Source organism: Parvibaculum lavamentivorans DS-1, assembly GCF_000017565.1.
In the GTDB taxonomy this organism is placed as follows: domain Bacteria; phylum Pseudomonadota; class Alphaproteobacteria; order Parvibaculales; family Parvibaculaceae; genus Parvibaculum; species Parvibaculum lavamentivorans.
On the sequence record NC_009719.1, the window covers coordinates 2249735 to 2267921 of the forward strand.

The following is an 18187-nucleotide window of genomic DNA, read 5'->3' on the forward strand; positions in this document are numbered from 1 at the left end:
CATGACGCCGATTATCCGTGAGGCGCGCGCCGGGGACCGGTCCGCGCTTATCCGCCTTATGGGTGCGCTCAATGATTTCGAGACGGAGATCGAGGAAAACCGTGCGGATGCCTCCGCCGCGGCCGAGCATTTCGCCTGGGTCGAAGGCCAGATCGAGGCCCAGGGCGGCGTCATGCTGGTGGCCGAGGCGCAAGGCCGCGTCGCCGGTTTCATCTGCTACACATTCGAGGAAGACCCCGGCGCCTTCGTGCGGCCGGAGTATCGCCGCCATGCGATGATCTGGGATATCAGCGTCGATGAGGCCTCGCGCGGTCAGGGGATCGGCCAGCTGCTGCTGAACGCGGCGGAGACGCACGCAAAGGCCTCGGGCATCGGCGAAATCAGGCTCTATGTGTTGGAAGGCAATGCCCGCGCGCAGCGCATCTACCGGGAAGCCGGCTACCGCAACTATGAGCGGCTGATGTCGAAGCGGCTCTAGGCTGCCCCACCCGCACAAAAGAAGGCCGAAGAGGCAATTTGGCGACGGTCCGCCAACAAAATTGCGTCTCATTCTCACTAATGTTGATATTGATTCGCATTTGCCTTATTGCTCGCCATGGTTTTATGCGCTCCCTCACGGGGGCTGGCGGTACATGTGGGGTAATCGAAATCATGTCTTTTTTGTCCGGGATGAAGCCGCGCGGAAGCCGGGTTCTCTGCACCATCCTTCTCGCGTCGGTCAGCACCGCGGCGCTTGCCGCCATGCCGGCCCTGGCCCAGGAAGAGGCCGGCGATGCGGCTGTCGAGCTTGCGCCCATCAAAGTTGAAAGCGACAAGGATGCTCTCCCGGCGCCTTATGCCGGCGGCCAGGTCGCCGCGGGCGCTCGTATCGGCGTCCTCGGCAATCAGGACATCATGGACGTGCCCTTCAGCGTTACGTCCTACACGGAAGAGCTGATCCGCAACCAGCAGGCGGAAACGATCGGCGACGTGGTGGCGAACGATCCCTCCGTCCGGACAGGCTATGGCTTCAGCATTTTCGGCGAGCAGTTTGTCATTCGCGGTTTTCCGCTCAGCAACGAAGACATCGCCTTCAACGGCATGTACGGCATTTCTCCGCGCCAGATTGTCGGCACGACGATGTATGAGTGCGTGGAAGTCTTGAAAGGCGCGAGCGCCTTTCTCAACGGCGCGCCGCCCAGCGGCTCGGGCACCGGCGGCAGCATCAATCTCGTACCGAAACGCGCTACCGACGTGCCCATTCGCCGCGTCACCGGCAGCTACTCCATGAACAGCCAGTTCGGCGCACATGCGGATGTCGGCCAGCGTTTCGGCGCCAATAATGCATGGGGTATCAGGATCAACGTGGCTGGCCGCGACGGCGAGACGGCTATCGAAAATGAAGACCGGCAGTACCTGCTGGGCTCCCTCGCACTGGACTACCGGGGCGAACGGTTGCGTCTCAGCCTCGATGCCGCCTCGCAGCGCCAGCTTGTGGAGCAGGGCCGCACCGTTGTGCAGCTCGCGGGCGGTATTGCCGTACCTGAGCCGGTCGACTCCGACCACAACTATGCTCAGGAGTGGGCCTATTACGACATGCACGACACCTTCGCCCTGTTGCAGGGCGAATATGACATCACGGATTTTGTTACGGCTTATGCCGGTTTCGGCGCCCGCGAAATGCGCGAAGATAGCGATGGTTCAACGCCCCGCGTTTCCGCGAGCGACGGCACGGCAACGATGAGCCGTTTCACGGTGCCGCGCGAAGATACGGTCTATTCGGGTCAGGGCGGCCTTCGCTTCGAGTTCGAGACAGGGCCGCTGCGGCACAACCTGAACCTCGGTGCGTCATGGCTGGAACAGAAGAATTATAACTCTTTCGAGTTCACTGGCGGCACGCCGACCAATATCTACGACCCGGTACTCTTTCCCCGGCCTGCCGGGGGCACCCGGTCAGGCAGCTTCAGCGATCTTCCGCTGTTTAGCTATAGCGAACTCACGAGCACCTTCCTTTCGGACACCATCGTCTTCCTGGACGACAAGGTGCATTTGACGCTCGGTCTGCGTGATCAGCGCATCCAGACGGAAGGCTATGACCGCACGACGGGTGCCGTCACCAGCAGCTATGACGAGTCGGAAATTTCCCCCGTTGCCGGACTGGCGGTCAATCTCACCGAACAGGTGACCGTCTACGCAAACCGTATTGAAGGTCTCGCGCAGGGACCGACGGCGCCGACAACGGCGGGCGTTCTCAATCCGGGCGAAATTTTCGCGCCCTATACCTCGGTTCAGTACGAATTCGGCGGCAAGGTCGATCTCGGAAAGGTTGGCTTCGGCGCCGCCTATTTTGAAACGGAAAAGCCTCTGGGCATTTTGACGCCGGTAGGTGGCGGCAATTCCGTTTTCGGGGTCGATGGCGAGCAGCGTAACCGGGGCGTCGAGCTCAACTTCTTCGGCGAGCCGGCCGAGGGCATCCGGCTGCTGGGCGGCATTACCTTCCTCGATGCAGAGCTGACATCGACCGCGAGTGGCGCAAACGATGGCAATCAGGTGCGCGGTGTGCCTGACTATCAGGCCAATCTGGGTGCGGAGTGGGACATGCCGTTCCTGCCCGGCATGACGGCCTTGGCGCGTGTGCTCCACACCGACAGCCAGTATGTGGATGACGCCAATACCCAGAAAATATCGGATTGGACTCGCCTCGACATCGGAGCCCGCTATACGGCAAACTTCGACCGTCAGCCCGTGACGTTCAATCTCTTCATCGAGAACGTGACGAATGAATCCTACTGGGCGGCGGCTTCCGCCGACATCGCGGGTTACCTCACCATGGGCGATCCGCTGACGGCGAAGTTCTCCGTCTCGACGGAATTCTGACGCCCTTTTCCGGAGTACGACAATGAGTAGCGGCGCAGTCAAGGCATGGTATCTCGTCCACAAATGGACCAGCCTTGTCTGCACCGCTTTTCTCCTGATGCTTTGCATCACCGGCCTGCCGCTCATTTTCCACGAGGAGATCGACACGCTTCTCGAAGGGGAGCGGGTGCTGCCGGAGGTGCCGGAAGGCACACCGTGGAAAACGCTGGACGATGCGCTTGTCACGGCCACGTCGAAATTTCCCGGCGAGGTTCCGCTCTTCATGAGCTTCGACGAGGACCAGCCGGTGGTGAATGTGACCACCGGCCCCACTGTCACGGCCGGCGTCGAGCAGATGAACTTCATCTCGATCGACCGGCGTACCGCCGTGCCGGTGCGGACGCCGGACGATGAAGGCATCATGCATTTCATCCTCGAGCTTCACGTCGATATGTTCCTCGGCCTGCCCGGCGAGCTTTTCCTCGGCTTCATGGGCACGCTTTTCTTCATCGCCATCGTTTCGGGCGTCGTCGTTTACACGCCCTTCATGCGCAAGCTTCCCTTCGGCACGGTGCGCGTCACGCGGAACAACCGGGCGAAGTGGCTCGACATGCATAATCTTATCGGCGTCGTCACGCTGATGTGGGCGAGCGTTGTCGGCCTCACAGGCGTCGTCAACACGCTGTCGACGCCGCTGGTCGATCTCTGGCGCATGGACCAGCTTGCCGAAATGGTGGCGCCCTATGAGGGCAAGCCCGTACCGCAAGACCTCGCCTCCCTCGATGAGGCGGTGAAGACAGCCATGGCCGCCGCGCCCGGCACAAGGCCGCAATTCGTCGCCTTCCCGGGTGTGCGCTTCAGCAGCAACCATCACTATGCGGTCTGGCTGCGCGGCGCGACGCCCGCGACCGAGCAGCTGCTCACTCCGGCATTGGTCGACGCGCAGACAGGCGCGCTCACCGAAATGCGCTCCATGCCCTGGTACATGACAATGCTTCGCCTGTCGCAGCCGCTTCACTTCGGCGATTATGGCGGCATGCCGATGAAGATCCTCTGGGCGATCCTCGACATTGCGGCCATCGTCGTGCTTGGCAGCGGGCTTTATCTCTGGCTTGCCCGCCGTTCGCTTCCAGCCCCGGGCACCGCCGCGCGCCGCGCCGCCGGCCGCAACGGCCTGCTGCCGGAAGGCGGGGCCGCCGAATGACGCGGTCGCGGCGCTACACGCTCACGGAAATATTCGCTATTCCCCTGGTGCTCGCGATCTTCACGATTGTGGGGCTTGTCGCGGCGCTGCTGGGCGATGGCTGGCGCGATGCCGTCTCCTGGCTCGCCCTTCTCGTGCCCGCCCTCACCATCGTCTGGGCGCTGATCTGGCGGCGGAGCTGACCTCAAACGAAAAACGCCCCCGGAGACCGGGGGCGCTTTATCCAGAACCCGGAAGACCGGGGGATTATTTCTTGGCGGTGACGATGCCGGCTTCGCGCTGGGCGCGCTTGCGCGCGAGCTTGCGGGCGCGGCGGATGGCTTCGGCCTTTTCGCGGGCGCGCTTCTCGGAGGGCTTCTCGTAGAAGTTCCGGAGCTTCATTTCGCGGAACACGCCTTCGCGCTGAAGTTTCTTCTTCAGAGCCTTCATGGCCTGGTCGACGTTGTTGTCGCGAACGAGTACCTGCACGAGCTGATCCTGTTTTCGATTCAATAGGTTAGCGGCGGAAGCCGGTCCCGGTCCCGCCAGAGAGCCGCTTATCTATCAAAGCTTGGGGGGATTGTCCACCTTCAGGCCCCGAAAAGCGCCTGTTTCCGGCTCCTGCGGCGCCCGGCCCCGTTGCCGCCAGCCGCTCCGGGCCTCATATTCCCTATATGGCCATACGCAAGATCGCCCGCATGGGACACCCCGTTTTGAGGGGAATCGCCCGCCCCGTCCCGGACCCCACGGCCCCGGAGGTGAAGGCGCTTGTCCGCGACATGATCGAGACCATGATCGACGCCAATGGGGCGGGGCTTGCTGCCCCTCAGGTCTATGAGCCGTGGCGGATCGTCGTCTTCCAGGCACCGGAAAGCCGCCTGCCCGAAGGGGTGGACGAGACGGAGGCTTTCGATCACACGGCCCCCCTCACGGTCCTTATAAACCCCGAGGTGGAGATCCTGACAGAGGAGATGGAAAAGGGCTGGGAGGGCTGCCTCTCGGTGCCGGGGCTTAGGGGCTCCGTGCCGCGCCATACCGAGCTTCGCTACCGGGGTTATGGCCTCAATGGCGAGTTGATCGAGCGCCGCGCCAGGGGCTTCCATGCCCGCGTCATCCAGCATGAATGCGACCACCTCGACGGCATCCTCTATCCGCAGCGGATGGACGACCTCGCCGAACTCATCTTCGAGAGCGAGGCCCGCGCCTGGCTCGCCGCGCGGGCGGAAAAAGCCGAGGCGGAAGAAGGCGGGGTAGGAGAGGGCGAGACGACAGAAGAACAGGAGAAAGCCCATGCCTGAGACAGCAGCGAAGCCGAAGCGCCCGGGCGCCGGCAAGGCGAAGGCGGACCACCTCGAAGCCGCGCGCGCGAGAATCCTCGCCGCCGCGCTTCCCAATGTCGCCTTTGACGGCTGGACGCCGCGCCTCCTCAAGGAAGCTGCGGAAGCGGCCGGCATATCGCACGGTGAAATGCGTCTCGCCTTTCCCGATGGCGTCGTCGATCTCGTGGATTACTTTCTCGCCGATGGCGACCGCCGCATGGCCGAGATGCTGGCGAAGGAAGACATCGCGGCGCTGAAAATCCGCGAGCGCATCACGCTCGCTGTCCGCACACGCATGGAGGTCGACATTCTCTACCGCGAGGCCATGCGCCGCGCCGTCACGCTGCTCGCGCTGCCGGTTTCGGGCACGCATGGGCCGCGCTCGCTCTATCGCACGGTCGATGCGATCTGGCGCGCCGTTGGCGATACTTCCACGGATTTCAACTTCTATACCAAGCGCGCAACGCTTGCCGGCGTCTTCTCATCGGTCACGCTCTACTGGTTTGCGGATGATTCCGAAGGCTTCGCGAATACCTGGGCGTTTCTCGACCGCCGTATCGACGATGTGATGCGTTTCGAAAAGGCAAAGGCGACGGTTAAAGGCGTTGCCGCGAAACTGCCGGATCCCTTCGCGCTGCTCGGGCGGCTGCGTTATCGCAACGGCTAGTCCGGCACGCCATATCCGACATCGATCCAGACGATCCGCTCGACCTCGCTTCCGAAGAGCGGCTTGTCCGTCGGTGCGTGGTAACTTCTCGGGTCTTCCGGCGAATGCAGACTGACGATGCGGGCCGGCTGGCCCGCCGGGCCCCGCAGCGGCAGATAGATGCTCTGCACATAGGAGATGCGGCCGGACGTATAATGGCTGCTGTAGCGCGCCTGCCAGACGCAGGGCCGGCAAACCACTTCATGCATGTTGCGGCTGCATTGCGCGCGATAATCCTCGGCCACCAGATCGAGCAGGTTTTTTCCCGTCGCATCATAGCCGAGACGGCCCACAAGGCCGGTGCCGACCAGCCGGTGGTGAATGTCCGTCGGGCTGCGCATGCTGAAGACGACGATGTCCGGCAGGCAGCCGATCACGGCAAGCGGATCGAAGTCCGACGCATCGGGTATCCCGCCGGGTCGCGGCAGGCTGCACCAGTATCTGAAAATTTCGGTTTGGGCGCGTGATCCGAGGAGCGGCACGGTCGCGCGTTCTCCCGCGCTTGGCGCCACATCGCGCAGAAAGCGTTGCAGCTCAGGGGCGTTGCCCCACGCTTCTTCTGCCATCGAGGTTTCGGCCCGGCCCCTGTTCATGGGAGCCCTTTCTTTTCCGCCGGCGCGTTTCTCCGTCTTTAGAGTGCGCGTTCAGGGTTAAGAAGGCGTAACCGGCGGCCGTGTTCCGAGCGGGTAAAGCCTTGTCGCATGGCCCATCTTGCGGCCGGGCCGGGCTTCCCGCTTGCCGTAGAGATGGAGGGCCGTGTCCGGCGTCGCCGCGAGCCGCGCCCAATCCGCCGCCTCTTCGCCGATCAGATTGGTCATCACCGCGTCGGAGTGGCGCGCCGGGCTTCCAAGCGGCCAGCCGCAGATCGCGCGAATATGCTGCTCGAACTGGCTCACTGCGCAGGCATCCATCGTCCAGTGGCCGGAATTGTGGACGCGCGGCGCGATCTCGTTGACGAGCAGCCGCCTCTTGCTTCCGCTTTCCGGCAGCAGAAACAGCTCGACGCCCATCACGCCCACATAATCGAGTTCGGAGACGATGCGCGCCGCGATTGCGCAGGCCTCGTCGGAAAGCGCCCTGGTCAGCGCGGCGGGCGCCAGCGTGCGGTCGAGAATGTGGTTCTTGTGGATGTTCTCGACGGGATCGTAAGCCGCCGTCCGTCCATCGAGCCCGCGTGCGACGATCACGGAGATTTCCCGTTCGAAGGGCACGAAGCCTTCGAGGATGGCGGGGGCGCGGCCGATCTCGTCATAGGCGGCAAGCGCGTCCGCCGCCGATGCGATCTTCGCCTGTCCCTTGCCGTCATAGCCGAAGCGCCGCGTCTTCAGGATCGACGGCGTGCCGATCGCTTCCATGGCGCTGCGCAGGCCCGCTTCGTCCGCCACATCCGCGAAGGGTGCGGTCGCGATGCCGTGGCTCACGAGGAAATTCTTTTCGACCACGCGGTCCTGTGCCGTCGCCAGCGCAAGCGGCCCAGGCCGCACGATGCCGCGCTCGCTCAAAATGCGCGCCGTCTCCGCCGGCACATTCTCGAATTCATAAGTGACGACCTCGACGCTCCCGGCAAAGCGCACCAGCGCCGCCTCGTCGTCATAAGCCGCGCGCGTGACCTCGCCGGCCACATCCGCCGCGGGCAATTCCTCATCCGGGCAATAGATATGCGTGGCGAGCCCCAGCTGCGCCGCCGCCATCGCCAGCATCCGCCCAAGCTGGCCGCCGCCGAGAATGCCGATGGTCCCGCCGGGTGGAATGGTCGCCACTAGCGCTCCTCCGGGCTCAGCCCCACCGAGTCCGTCTGCTTCGCGCGGTAGGCATCGAGCCGCTTTGCCAGCGCCTCGTCCGACAGCGCCAGCACGGCGGCGGCGAGCAGCCCGGCATTCTTCGCGCCCGCCTCGCCGATGGCGAGCGTGCCGACGGGAATGCCGCCCGGCATCTGCACGATGGAGAGCAGGCTGTCCTCGCCCGACAGCGCCTTCGATTGCACGGGCACGCCGAAGACCGGCAGCGGCGTCAGCGAGGCCGTCATGCCCGGCAGATGCGCCGCGCCGCCCGCGCCCGCGATGATGATCTTGAGGCCGCGACCCTTGGCCGATTTCGCATAGTCGAACATCCGCTCCGGCGTCCGGTGGGCCGAGACGATCCGCGCTTCATAGGGCACGCCCAGCGCGTCGAGCGCGTCCGCGGCATGGCGCATGGTCGGCCAGTCCGACTGGCTGCCCATGATGATGCCGACCAGCGGCTTCCCTTTGGATTTCGCGGGGGCTTTCGCCCGCTTCGCGTCCGGCTTTTTCGCTGCCATGCTGCCTTCCGCCGCCCCACCATCTGGCGCGCCCTCGCGGGCCCGCCGGTTTCGGAAAGCGAGGGAGTATAGGCATGGGAGACGAGTTGGCAAGGAAGGCGGGGAGGGGGGCGCGCCTGGCCCTTTTCCTCCGATTCAGTCCTTTCTTGCCGCCGCCGGCCGTCGCTGTCTCTCAATCCTTTGGAAATATCCGGGCCGACATGGCGCGCACGAAGATGCCCTGGCCGACCGCGATTTCGCCGCCGTCATAGAGCTCGCGCGGCACCGAAACCTCGATGCGGTCGTGATGGCCCTCGATCGAAAGCTCGACCGTGATGGCCGGGCCGAAGGGGCGGACGGCGCGGATGACGGCCGGCACGCCTTCCGCCTGCTCGCGCGAGACGACCTCGATCTCATGCGCCCGGACATAGGCGAGCGCCGGTCCCGAATAGTCGCCATCGCCATTGCCGACGGGGAAGAGCCCGCCGAGAATTTCCGCCTCGCCGTCCTTCGCCGTGCAGTCGAAGCGGGCGACGCCGCCAAGGAATTCGCAGACATAGGGCGTTGCCGGTTCGTCGTAGATTTCGGCGGGCGTGCCGATCTGTTCGATCCTGCCGGCGCGCATGATGACGACGCGGTCGGCAAGCTCCAGCGCCTCCTCCTGGTCGTGGGTGACGAAGATGGTGGTGAGGCCTGTTTCGGTGTGGAGCTCGCGCAGCCAGCTTCGCAGTTCCTTGCGCACCTTCGCATCGAGCGCGCCGAAGGGCTCGTCGAGCAGCAGCACGGTCGGTTCGATGGCAAGCGCGCGCGCCAGCGCCACCCGCTGCCTCTGGCCGCCGGAAATCTGGCTCGGAAAGCGCGTCTCAAGTCCCTGCAACTGCACAAGTTCGAGCAGGCGGCGCACGCGGCGCGCGATCTCGCCCGTGCGGGGCCGCTCGTCGCGCGGACGGACGCGCAGCCCGAAGGCGACATTGTCGAAGACGGTCATGTGGCGGAAAAGCGCATATTGCTGGAAGACGAAACCGACGCGGCGCTCGCGCAATGAGAGCGACGTCGCGTCCTCGCCGTCGAAGCGGATGATGCCTTCCTCCGTCGCGGTCAGGCCCGCGATGGCGCGGAGCAGCGTCGTCTTGCCGGAGCCGGAAGGCCCGAGCAGCGCCAGCAATTCGCCGGGGCGTACCGTCAGCGAGATATTATCCAGCGCGGCGAAGTCGCCATAGCTCTTGCCAAGTTCCTCGACATCGATGCGGACCGGCGCGCGGCGAGTGCGCGCATCGTCCCTGTCATGCCGCGAATTAGTGGCGCCCGCTCGCGGCAAGTTCACCACCGTACCGCCATTCGAGGAGCGATTTGAGGACGAGGGTGACGAGGGCGAGGAAAGCCAGGAGAGAGGCAACCGCGAAGGCGGCAACGAAATTGTACTCATTGTAGAGGATCTCCACATGAAGCGGCATGGTGTTTGTCTTGCCGCGGATATGACCCGATATGACGGAGACGGCGCCGAACTCGCCCATCGCGCGCGCGTTGCAGAGAAGAACGCCGTAGAGCAGCGCCCATTTGACGTTGGGCAGCGTCACCTTGCGAAAGGTCTGAAAGCCCGACGCACCGAGCGACAGCGCGGCCTCCTCGTCGCCCGTGCCCTGTTGCTCCATCAGCGGAATGAGCTGGCGCGCGACAAAGGGAAAGGTGACGAAGATGGTGGCAAGCACGATGCCCGGCACCGCGAAGACGATCTGGATGCCGTTTTCGATCAGCCACGGCCCGAAGAAGCCGTAGGAGCCGAAGAGCAGGATATAGACGAGCCCCGAGATGACCGGCGAGACGGAGAAGGGCAGGTCGATCAGCGTGATGAGAAACGACTTGCCCTTGAACTCGAACTTCGCGATCGCCCATGAGGCAACGAGCCCGAAGACGAGATTGGCGGGCACCGCGATCGCCGCCACGAAAAGCGTCAGCCAGACGGCGGAGAGCGCATCCGGTTCGACGAGCGCGGCGAAGAAAGGTTCGGCGCCGCGCCGGAAGGCTTCCGTGAAGACGGAGGCAAGCGGCAATATCAGCACAAGGCCGAGAAAGACGAAGCTCGTTGCAATAAGTGCGGTTTTTACAGTCCGGCTTTCATCGGTCTGCATGATGCTCTCCTAACCGGCAAGGCCGATGCGGCGGCGGTTCCACGCCTGCAGCAGGTTGATGACGAGCAGCAGCGCGAAGGAAATGACAAGCATGAGTGCGGCGATGGCCGTCGCGCCCGCATAGTTGAACTCTTCCAGCCGGATCACGATCAGCAGCGGTGCGATTTCCGAGCGATAGGGAATGTTGCCCGCGATGAAGATGATCGAGCCGTATTCGCCGACGCCGCGCGCGAAGGCGAGCGCAAAGCCGGTGAGAAGCGGCGGCATGAGCGCGGGAAAGACGATGCGGCTTATGGTCTGGAACCGCGTGGCGCCGAGCGTCGCCGCCGCCTCTTCCAGCTCCTTGTCGAAATCGGCAAGCACGGGTTGCACGGTGCGCACCACGAAGGGAAGCCCGATAAAGACCAGCGCAATGACGACGCCCGCCGAGCTATAGGCGATCTTGAGGCCGAGCGGTTCGATCAGCGAACCGATCCAGCCGTTCGGCGCATAAAGCGCGGTGAGCGCGAGGCCGGCCACGGCGGTCGGCAGCGCGAAGGGAAGGTCGATCGCGGCATCGACGATGCGGCGGCCCGGAAAGTCGTAGCGCACCAGCACCCAGGCGACGAGCAGCCCGAACACCGCGTTGATCGCGGCGGCGATGAGCGCCGCACCGAAGCTGAGCTTCAGCGCGGCGACCGTGCGCGCGTCGGTGGCAAGCGCGAGGAAGGCATCCCATCCAAGGCCCGCCGATTTGATGAAGACGCCGGCAAGCGGAATGAGAATGATGAGGCTTAGCCATGTCAGCGTCAGCCCCATGGTCAGGCCGAAGCCCGGCAGCACCGAGGGAGACCGCTTCGGCAGAGACAGAACAGTCATGATGCGACCTCCCTCGACCGTCCGTTACCAGGCCACGCCGATGCGGCTGACGACGGCGTCGCCTTCGGTCGTGATGCCGTTCCGTTCCGCATCGAAGCGGACATAGTCGACACCGACGCGGATATATTCGTTCGGATACCAGTTGAGTGCGGCGGTGTAATTGTCCTGCGAGCCGCCGCGCAGCGCATCGTCATTGAGATCGATGGTGCTGAAGCGGGTGGCGATTTCCCAGGCGCCCGCGCCGCCGCCCTTCAGCGAGAAGGGGTTGGCAGGCTTCACGCGGGAGAACAGGCCGTTCTTGTAGTTGCGGCTTTCGCCGGTCAGTACATAGCCGAGCTGCACATAGCCGCCGTCGAAATCGAGGCTCGGCAGTCCCGCCGTCTGGTCGACGGAGGCGACGAGATATTCGGCCTGGGCATGGAAGGGTCCGTAGATGCCGCCAAGTTCCGCGCCGGCCGAGGTGTAGGTATCGGCGGCGAGATTGCCCGTGTCGACGAGGCGCGTGTTGTCCACGGCGGAGACTTCCGGGCCCGAACGGAAACGGACGCTCGTGCCGCCGAAGCCGTTCTGGCCGCCGGCGTCGCGCCAATAGCCCGAGGCGCCGAGATGCAGCACCTTGCCCTTCTCCTGGATGGGCGCGAAGGTGCCGCGGCCATGCACGCCCCAGCCTTCGTCATTGGCCGCACCCAGTGCCGAACTGTCGCTGCTGGCGGCAAAGTTGGCGCCGAAGAGACCCGTCGTCAGCGTGTAGTTTTCGCCGGTATAGCCGACCGACACACCGGCCTTGAAGTCGCCGCCGGCGGTGAGCCGGTGGTTGAACGCCTCGACGGCGAGCGGACGCTCGGTAAAGACGAGGTCGGTCGAACTGACGAGCTGCTCCAGCGAGTTCGGCGTCTTGTGCTGGCCGACGGTGATGCGGGTGTTCTCGATGCCCGTGAAGGCGATATAGGCGTCCTTCACGTCGATTTCGCTGCTGGCGCTGTCGTTGCGGCTCGCCTTGGCGAAATCCGCTTCGAGGCGATAGAGCCAGTCATTCAGTACCTTGCCGTCGACGCCGATGCGGGCGCGGCGAAGCTCGGTGCCGTTGTTGAAATCGATGGGGCTGTTGCCGCCGCTCTTGTTGTAGAAGGCGGCATCCGCCTCGATGCGGCCGCGCACCTTGAAGGACCAGCTTCCATCCGCCGCTTCAAAGGCGGGACCGCCCTTGAAGATGACGGGGGATTCAGGCGCCGGTTTCGCGGCGGCGATTGCCTGGTCATCCTTGACCGTTTGCAGCTCGCGCTGAAGCTCGAGAATGGTCGCCTCGAGTTTCTGCACGCGGTTCTCCACGGGCTCGCCCGCGAAGGCCGGCCCGGCGAGTACGGCGCCCGCAAGCGCCGTACTCGCGAAAAGGGCAGACTTAAAAGTCGTGGATATATTCAATTGGTATTTACGCATGGTGGGTTGCCCCCAAAATTTTCAGGTGATCAAAAAAGGAACCGGTTTGCTTAACGGCCCGGCTGATAAATCTGGTCGAACACGCCGCCGTCGCCGAAATGCTCGGGCTGCGCCTTTACCCAGCCGCCGAAGACATCATCGATCGAGACGAGCTTCACGGTCGGGAAACGCTTGAGGTCTTCCTTGTCGGCGAATTCCGGCTTCACGGGGCGATAGAAATGTTTCGCTGCGAGGTTCTGGCCGGTCGAGGAATAAAGATATTCGAGATAGGCGCGGGCGAGCTTGGTCGTGCCGCGCTTGTCCGTATTGCCGGTCACGATTGCGACGGGCGGCTCGGCGCGGATCGAGAGCGTCGGCACGACGATCTCGAACTTGCCGGGAAATTCCTTCTGGGCGAGGAAGGCTTCGTTCTCCCACGAAATGAAGACGTCGCCGATGCCGCGCTGGACGAAGGTGGTGGTGGAGCCGCGCGCGCCCGTGTCGAGCACCGGCACATTCCTGAAAAGCTTGCCGACGAATTCGCGCGCCTTCGCGTCGTCATTGCCGGAATGTTCGAGCGCATAGGCGTATGCCGCGAGGTAGTTCCAGCGCGCGCCGCCCGAGGTCTTCGGGTTCGGCGTGATGACTTCGATCCCCGGCTTCACCAGGTCGTCCCAGTCCTTGATGCCTTCCGGGTTGCCGTCGCGAACGAGGAAGACGATGGTCGAGGTATAGGGCGATGAGTTGTAGGGGAGGGACTTCTGCCAGTCCTTCGGCAGCTTGCCCGTCGCATCGGCGATCTCGTCTATGTCGCCGGCCAGCGCCAGCGTGACGACATCGGCTTCGAGCCCGTCAATCACCGCGCGGGCCTGCTTGCCCGAGCCGCCATGCGACTGCTCGATGGAAACGGTCTCGCCGGTTTCCTTCTTCCAATGCTCCACGAAGGCCGCGTTGAAATCGCGATAAAGCTCGCGCGTCGGGTCGTAGGACACGTTGAGAAGCGTGGTTTCGGCCCGGACCTCGAAGGTCATGGCGAGCAGCAGGAAAATGCCTGCCAGAAGAACGGCGGAGCGTTTGGTCAAATCTGAAAAAGTCACGTCAGCCTCCATTACATATTGTCGATCAAATTAGTAGTGTTTCAGCTCAAAATTTTTTCAGCCTAAGCGCCGATTGCCGCCCTCGCTTCATGAGCGCCGGCACCCAGCGCATCGGCGATGGTGGTCCCGTCGAGGATCGCCGCCGCCGCGTCGCGTACCTCCCGCATCGTCCGGCGGACGGCGCAGGATTTTTCGTCCCGGCAGTCGGCACAACGCCGGTAGCCGGTAAGGCTCGCACAGGGGATGGGTGCCAAAGGCCCGTCCATGATGCGAATAACCTGTCCAAACGTGATCGCATCGGCCGGTTTGGCCAGTGCATAGCCGCCGAACTTGCCGCGCTGGCTGCGGACGAGACCGTGCTTCCGGAGATCGAGCAGGATCAGCTCGAGGAACTTCCGGGGCACATTCTGCCGCTCCGCTATGTCGGCCGCCTGAAGCAAGTCACCTTCCTCCTGGGTTGCCAGTGCGATCATGGCTTTCAGCGCGTATTTGGCTTTTTGCGATAACATTTGTCTATCTGTTAGATAGGGTATGAGCGGACAGGACGTCCCGTCAACAGGTTTTTTTACAAGAAACTCACAGGCAGAAAAACAATAACACCAAAATTACGTGTTATCATCCCTCTGTCTCACCGGATTAAAGCCGGATTCGGGGCAAGATAGAAAGCCGCCGCCTCACCGCCCGCATGGCGCTTTGCGGCGAACAATGGCATTTTGAGCCGAGAATCATGCCGGAAGGCCCGCCAGAAGGCGATGAACGAACCCATGAAGATTGGCGATACCAAGCCCGTGAGCGGCTCCTCTTCCCTCTCCGCGCGTGAGCGTGAGAAAGCGCGGGCGGGAGCCGCCGTTTCGGGCGGGCGCACCGTTTCCGACAGCGCCACCATCATGGGCATTCCCGAAGCCGAGGTGACGCCCGCCGTTCGCGATGCGCTGATGCAGCTCATGGCGGAGGTCGATACGTTGCGCCGCGAGGTTTCGGCGATGCGCGAGCGGCTGCGCGAGAGCGAGGAACTGGCGGATCGCGACCCGCTCATCCCGGTGCTCAACCGCCGTGCCTTTGTGCGCGAGCTTTCCCGCGTCATCGCCTATGGGCGGCGCTATGCCGAGCCGGCCGGGCTCGTCTATTTCGACATCGACAATTTCAAGCAGGTGAACGACGCCCATGGCCATGCGGCGGGCGACGCGGCGCTTCATCATCTCGCGAAGCTCGTGCTCGACAATGTGCGCGAAAGCGATGTGCTTGGCCGGCTGGGCGGCGACGAGCTCGGACTCATTCTCGCCCGCGCCGACGAGGCCACTGCCAAGGCCAAGGCCGCTTCTCTCGCCTCCCTCGTCGCCACGGCTCCGCTCCACCATGGCGGGCGGGAGATACCGCTGTCGATTTCCGTCGGCGCCGTCGCCTTCACCGGCGAGGACGAGCCTGCGGATGCGCTCGCCCGCGCCGACAAGGCCATGTACGAAGCCAAGCGCCGCGACGGCTGAGGCCCTCAGGCCGTGATGTCCGGGAACAGCAGGTCGTCGATTTCCTGGATGCGGTCGCGCAGGTGCAGCTTCTTCTTTTTCAGCCGCTTGATCTGCAGGTGATCGGGCATCGGCATCGCTTCCAGCGCGGAGATGGCGGCGTCGAGGTCGCGATGCTCCTGCTTCAGCGTGCCGAGCATCTGACGCAGCTCTTCTTCTTCCCGTTCCGTCATTTCTTCGGCCGCCGCGTCTTCTGCGCGACGGGGCTGCGCCGCCCGTCCTTCAGATCCTCGCCCCAGCGTTTCGTCCCGTCCGCCTCAAGGCCGAAAAGGTCGAGCGCCCGCGCCGCCGTCTGCGTCACCAGCTCGTCGATGGAGGCGGGCTTCGCGTAAAGCCCCGGCACCGGCGGCGCGATGATCGCGCCCATTTCCGATAGCTGCGTCATCGTCCGCAAATGGCCCGTGTGAAGCGGCGTCTCGCGCACCATCAGCACCAGCCGCCTGCGCTCCTTCAGCACCACGTCGGCTGCCCGCGTCAGCAGCGACGAGGTTACGCCGGTCGCGATTTCCGACATGGTGCGGATAGAGCAGGGCGCCACGATCATGCCGAGCGTCCTGAACGAGCCGCTCGCGATCGCCGCGCCGATATCCTCTATCCGGTAGCGCGTGTGCGCCAGCGTTTCCACATCCTTGACCTTCAGCCCGGTCTCATAGCCGAGCGTCATTTCCGCCGCGCGGGTTATGACGAGATGCGTTTCGACGCCGAGAGAATTAAGGATTTCAAGCGCACGCACACCATAGGCGACGCCCGAAGCCCCCGATATTCCCACGATTAGACGCGGCTTTTTGTCCGTCCTGTTCATAACCCTAAGCAATACACGGCGGCGGCGGTTTTTGCGAGAGGATTGGGTTTCCGATACGCCCGGAAGCGTTCGACAAGCCGCAAAAAAAGAGTCACAATTTTTGGCGTTGGAGGCTTAACGAAAGGACGAAACGAGATGGCTTTGGAGTCTCATATTGCCGAACTTCGTGATCGCCACAGGGCTTTGGAACAGGAGATCGACAGTCAGGTTCATCACCCCAGCAGCGACGACCTTCATATAGCCGAACTGAAAAAGCAGAAACTGCGATTGAAAGAAGAGATTGAAAGGCTGAACGGCACGAGAGACGCAGCCTGACCGCAAGGTCCGAAACAAGAGGTCGAACGCCGGGCGCATGTGCCCGGCGTTTTGCATTTCAGGGGCGCGATGCAATCTTCTCCCTAAAGCTCCCCCGCCTGCTCCCTGAGCTTGAATTTCTGCACCTTGCCCGTGGAGGTTTTCGGCAGGTCGGTGAAAACCACCGTCTTCGGGCATTTGAAATGCGCCAGGTGTTCGCGGCAATAGGCGATCACGTCCTTTTCGGTGAGCGAAGCGCCCTTGCGGAGCGTGATGAAGGCGCAGGGCGTCTCGCCCCATTTCTCATCCGGCCGCGCGACGACAGCCGCCTCGATGATGTCGGGATGCTTGTAGAGCACGTCCTCGACTTCGAGAGAGGAGATGTTCTCGCCGCCGGAAATGATGATGTCCTTCGAGCGGTCCTTGAGCTGAATATAATTGTCGGGATGCCAGACGCCGAGATCGCCCGAGTGGAACCAGCCGCCGGCAAAGGCTTCCGCGCTCGCCTTCGGGTTTTTGAGGTAGCCCTTCATCACCACATTGCCGCGGAACATGACCTCGCCCATGGTCTCGCCGTCGCGCGGCACTTCCTCCATCGTCTCCGGGTCGCGCACGGAAATCCCTTCGAGCACGGGATAGTTCACGCCCTGCCGCGCCTTCACCTGCGCCCGCGCATTCACTTCCAGCTCGTCCCATTCGTCGTGCCAGGCGTTCACCACTGCGGGGCCGTAGGTTTCGGTGAGGCCATAGACATGGATCACGTTGAAGCCTTCCGCCTCGAGCTTGCGGATGGTCGCGGCGGGCGGCGGCGCGGCGGCGGCGAAATAGGAAACCGTGTGCGGCAGCGGTTTCTTCTCCTCCTCCGTCGCATTGATGAGAAAGCTCATCACGGTCGGCGCGCCCGCCATATGCGTCACGCCATGTTCCGCGATGGCGCTGAAGATGTTCGCCGCCGTCACGCGCCTCAGGCACACATGCGTGCCCGCGATGACGCTCATCGACCAGGTGAAGCACCAGCCGTTGCAATGGAACATCGGCACCGTCCAGAGATAGACGGAATTGCCGGTCATGCCCGCCGTCACGATATTGCCCATCGCCAGCAGATAGGCGCCGCGATGATGGAAGACGACGCCTTTCGGATTGCCGGTCGTGCCCGACGTATAATTGAGGCTGATCGCCTGCCACTCGTCGGCGGGCAGCGACCAGTCGAATTTCGCATCGCCTTGTGCGAGAAAATCCTCATATTCCGCCTCGCCGATCCTGTCGCCCGGCCCGTCATATTCCGCGTCGTCGATGTCGATCACGAAGGGCTTCACCTTCGCCTTGGAAAGCGCCTCCTTGCCGAGCGCGGAAAATTCGCGGTCGACGAACAGCGCCTTCGCCTCGCCATGATCCAGCATGAAGCCGATGATGGCGCCGTCGAGGCGGATGTTCATGGTATTCAGCACCGCGCCGATCATCGGCACGGCATAATGCAGTTCCAGCATTGCCGGAATGTTCGGCGCGATCACCGCCACCGTGTCGCCAAGCCCGATGCCCCGCTCGCTGAGCGCCGAGGCGAGCTTCCGGCAGCGCGCATAAAACTCCGCATAGTCGCGGCGGATGCTCCCATGCACCACGGCGAGCTTCCCCGGATAAACCTCCGCCGCCCGCTTCAGGAAACTCATCGGCGTCAACGGCTGATGGTTCGCCGCATTCCGGTCGAGGTCGGTTTCATAGGGGTTCGTCGTCATTGGAGCCTCGCGCG

At 63.5% G+C, this 18187-nt stretch carries 21 protein-coding genes; 8 read left to right on the forward strand and 13 right to left on the reverse strand.

What is annotated here, in order from left to right; genetic code table 11:
* The first annotated feature begins 1 nt into the window (after window position 1).
* The 4 genes from PLAV_RS18965 (at window position 2) to PLAV_RS10460 (ending at window position 4221) form a co-directional block, all read left to right on the forward strand.
* A complete protein-coding gene (locus PLAV_RS18965) occupies window positions 2-478 on the forward strand; it encodes a GNAT family N-acetyltransferase (RefSeq protein ID WP_012110981.1) in 477 nt (158 codons plus the stop codon).
* 173 nt (window positions 479-651) lie between these two features.
* Window positions 652-2856 (forward strand): TonB-dependent receptor, encoded by a 2205-nt coding sequence (locus PLAV_RS10450; protein WP_012110982.1) that lies wholly within the window; start codon window positions 652-654, stop codon window positions 2854-2856.
* A gap of 22 nt (window positions 2857-2878) precedes the next feature.
* The gene (locus PLAV_RS10455) at window positions 2879-4039 is read left to right on the forward strand and encodes a PepSY-associated TM helix domain-containing protein (RefSeq protein ID WP_012110983.1); all 1161 of its coding nucleotides are present in this window, start codon (window positions 2879-2881) and stop codon (window positions 4037-4039) included.
* Entirely contained in the window at window positions 4036-4221 is a 186-nt protein-coding gene (locus PLAV_RS10460; RefSeq protein WP_012110984.1) for a hypothetical protein, read from the forward strand. The genes PLAV_RS10455 and PLAV_RS10460 overlap by 4 nt, the downstream gene beginning before the upstream one ends.
* 64 nt (window positions 4222-4285) lie before the next feature.
* Here PLAV_RS10460 and rpsU read toward each other — a convergent pair whose 3' ends face one another.
* Window positions 4286-4507 (reverse strand): 30S ribosomal protein S21, encoded by a 222-nt coding sequence (gene rpsU / locus PLAV_RS19965; RefSeq protein ID WP_012110985.1) that lies wholly within the window; start codon window positions 4505-4507, stop codon window positions 4286-4288.
* A 185-nt stretch (window positions 4508-4692) separates the two neighbouring features.
* Between rpsU and def the strand changes: the two genes are divergently transcribed.
* Both def and PLAV_RS10475 read left to right on the forward strand, forming a co-directional pair.
* Window positions 4693-5316, forward strand: a complete 624-nt coding sequence (gene def / locus PLAV_RS10470) for a peptide deformylase (protein ID WP_012110986.1) — start codon at window positions 4693-4695, stop codon at window positions 5314-5316.
* The gene (locus PLAV_RS10475) at window positions 5309-6004 is read left to right on the forward strand and encodes a COQ9 family protein (protein WP_012110987.1); all 696 of its coding nucleotides are present in this window, start codon (window positions 5309-5311) and stop codon (window positions 6002-6004) included. The genes def and PLAV_RS10475 overlap by 8 nt, the downstream gene beginning before the upstream one ends.
* Here PLAV_RS10475 and PLAV_RS10480 read toward each other — a convergent pair.
* The 9 genes from PLAV_RS10480 to PLAV_RS10520 form a co-directional block, all read right to left on the reverse strand.
* A complete protein-coding gene (locus PLAV_RS10480) occupies window positions 6001-6636 on the reverse strand; it encodes a PAS domain-containing protein (RefSeq protein WP_012110988.1) in 636 nt (211 codons plus the stop codon). The two genes, PLAV_RS10475 and PLAV_RS10480, sit on opposite strands and share 4 nt — an antisense overlap.
* A 57-nt stretch (window positions 6637-6693) precedes the next feature.
* Window positions 6694-7803 (reverse strand): 5-(carboxyamino)imidazole ribonucleotide synthase, encoded by a 1110-nt coding sequence (locus PLAV_RS10485; RefSeq protein WP_012110989.1) that lies wholly within the window; start codon window positions 7801-7803, stop codon window positions 6694-6696.
* Window positions 7803-8342 (reverse strand): 5-(carboxyamino)imidazole ribonucleotide mutase, encoded by a 540-nt coding sequence (purE, locus tag PLAV_RS10490; protein ID WP_012110990.1) that lies wholly within the window; start codon window positions 8340-8342, stop codon window positions 7803-7805. The genes PLAV_RS10485 and purE overlap by 1 nt, the downstream gene beginning before the upstream one ends.
* 172 nt (window positions 8343-8514) lie before the next feature.
* A complete protein-coding gene (locus tag PLAV_RS10495; protein WP_041536617.1) occupies window positions 8515-9567 on the reverse strand; it encodes a sulfate/molybdate ABC transporter ATP-binding protein in 1053 nt (350 codons plus the stop codon).
* Between the two features lie 49 nt (window positions 9568-9616).
* Window positions 9617-10450 (reverse strand): sulfate ABC transporter permease subunit CysW, encoded by an 834-nt coding sequence (gene cysW, locus PLAV_RS10500; protein ID WP_012110992.1) that lies wholly within the window; start codon window positions 10448-10450, stop codon window positions 9617-9619.
* 9 nt (window positions 10451-10459) lie between these two features.
* Window positions 10460-11308 carry a sulfate ABC transporter permease subunit CysT gene (gene cysT, locus PLAV_RS10505; protein WP_012110993.1) on the reverse strand — a complete coding sequence of 283 codons (849 nt, stop codon included), beginning with the start codon at window positions 11306-11308 and terminating at the stop codon, window positions 10460-10462.
* Window positions 11309-11332: 24 nt separating this feature from the next.
* Complete coding sequence (locus tag PLAV_RS10510) at window positions 11333-12625, reverse strand: OprO/OprP family phosphate-selective porin (RefSeq protein ID WP_168713193.1); 1293 nt, start codon at window positions 12623-12625, stop codon at window positions 11333-11335.
* A gap of 170 nt (window positions 12626-12795) precedes the next feature.
* Window positions 12796-13821 carry a sulfate ABC transporter substrate-binding protein gene (locus PLAV_RS10515; RefSeq protein ID WP_012110995.1) on the reverse strand — a complete coding sequence of 342 codons (1026 nt, stop codon included), beginning with the start codon at window positions 13819-13821 and terminating at the stop codon, window positions 12796-12798.
* A gap of 62 nt (window positions 13822-13883) precedes the next feature.
* Window positions 13884-14330, reverse strand: coding sequence for an RrF2 family transcriptional regulator (locus PLAV_RS10520; RefSeq protein WP_012110996.1), 447 nt, complete (start codon window positions 14328-14330; stop codon window positions 13884-13886).
* A 243-nt stretch (window positions 14331-14573) separates the two neighbouring features.
* Between PLAV_RS10520 and PLAV_RS10525 the strand changes: the two genes are divergently transcribed.
* Window positions 14574-15305, forward strand: a complete 732-nt coding sequence (locus PLAV_RS10525) for a GGDEF domain-containing protein (protein WP_012110997.1) — start codon at window positions 14574-14576, stop codon at window positions 15303-15305.
* A 5-nt stretch (window positions 15306-15310) separates the two neighbouring features.
* On the opposite strand, the gene PLAV_RS10530 is transcribed toward PLAV_RS10525, so the two are convergent.
* Together PLAV_RS10530 and PLAV_RS10535 are read right to left on the reverse strand one after the other, a co-directional pair.
* Window positions 15311-15517: a YdcH family protein gene (locus PLAV_RS10530; protein ID WP_012110998.1), complete on the reverse strand. Its 207-nt coding sequence runs from the start codon at window positions 15515-15517 to the stop codon at window positions 15311-15313.
* A complete protein-coding gene (locus tag PLAV_RS10535; RefSeq protein ID WP_012110999.1) occupies window positions 15514-16146 on the reverse strand; it encodes a UbiX family flavin prenyltransferase in 633 nt (210 codons plus the stop codon). The genes PLAV_RS10530 and PLAV_RS10535 overlap by 4 nt, the downstream gene beginning before the upstream one ends.
* 135 nt (window positions 16147-16281) lie before the next feature.
* On the opposite strand from PLAV_RS10535, the gene PLAV_RS19345 reads away from it, so the two are divergent.
* The gene (locus tag PLAV_RS19345) at window positions 16282-16461 is read left to right on the forward strand and encodes a YdcH family protein (protein ID WP_012111000.1); all 180 of its coding nucleotides are present in this window, start codon (window positions 16282-16284) and stop codon (window positions 16459-16461) included.
* Between the two features lie 83 nt (window positions 16462-16544).
* On the opposite strand, the gene PLAV_RS10545 is transcribed toward PLAV_RS19345, so the two are convergent.
* Window positions 16545-18173, reverse strand: coding sequence for an acyl-CoA synthetase (locus PLAV_RS10545; RefSeq protein WP_012111001.1), 1629 nt, complete (start codon window positions 18171-18173; stop codon window positions 16545-16547).
* Window positions 18174-18187: the final 14 nt, after the last annotated feature.